This is a genomic window from Streptomyces sp. P5F9, assembly GCF_057961495.1.
Genome location: NZ_JBXVPZ010000980.1, coordinates 1 through 946, shown reverse-complemented (window position 1 = coordinate 946; position 946 = coordinate 1). Strand labels below are relative to the sequence as shown.

General features: G+C 71.1%; 1 protein-coding gene. It reads right to left on the bottom strand.

The annotated features are described in order from the left end of the window. Nucleotides 1–773, bottom strand: a 773-nt coding sequence (locus AC31A1_RS51935) for a phosphotransferase (protein WP_489659997.1), incomplete at its 3' end; no start/stop codon positions are given. Nucleotides 774–946 lie beyond the last annotated feature (173 nt).

The following is a 946-nucleotide window of genomic DNA, read 5'->3' as shown; positions in this document are numbered from 1 at the left end:
TCCCCCTCGTTCCCGCCCGACCACACGAACAGGGCGCGGGCCAACTCCCGTTCCGCGGAAGCGGATCCGGCGTTGTCCCAGTCCAGGAGGACGGGACCGGCCGGGCCGACCAGGACGTTCTGGGGTTGCAGGTCGAGGTGGGACGTCACCAGGTCGCCGAGGTCGGACGGGGTCACCCAGGGCGCCAACTCCCTTGCGGAGGTGGCGATGAAGCGGCCCAGCGCGTCCGCCCACGGCAGCTCCGCCCGCCGCACCTTCCCGTGCAGCTCCTTCCACTCGGCGTCCTCCGGGCACCGTTCGTACCAGGAACTCGGCATCCCGCTCTCACCCTCGCCCGCCCTGTGCAGCAACGCCATGGTCCGCCCGAACCAGTCCAGGACGTCCGGGTCGGACACGTCCGCGGGGGCGCCGTCGATCCAGTCGTACAGCTTGATGTGGGAGCCGGCGGATGAGCCGGAACCGGAGGTGGAAGCGGGACCGGATGCGGAGCTGGAGCCTGAGCCGGGGTCCAGGTGGGAGACGTACGCCCCCTCCCGATTGGGCATCAGTCGCGGCGACGCGATGCCCAGCCGCTCCGAGGCCTCCCGTAACGCGGCCTCCCGGCGGACCTGGTCCTCGTCGCAGCCGAAGAGGAGTTCCTTGACGGCCCACGAGGAACCGTTGCCGGACAGCTTCCAGATCTGGCCCAGCGCGCCCCGGGTGACCGGCGTCAACGTCCACGGTCCGGCACCGAGCGCGTAGGTCTCGGCGATGAGATCGGCGGTGTCGTGCATGCGGGCGCCTCCCGTGACGCTGCTGAGGATCATGACCGAGGCATTCTCCCCGAGCGGCCCCGCACTCCGTTCCACTGCCGGAGGCACCCCGTTCCGGCGCCGGAAACATCTCGCTCCGCCGCCGGAGACACCCCGCTCCACTACTGGAAGCACCTGCCCCTCCGCCGGAGACC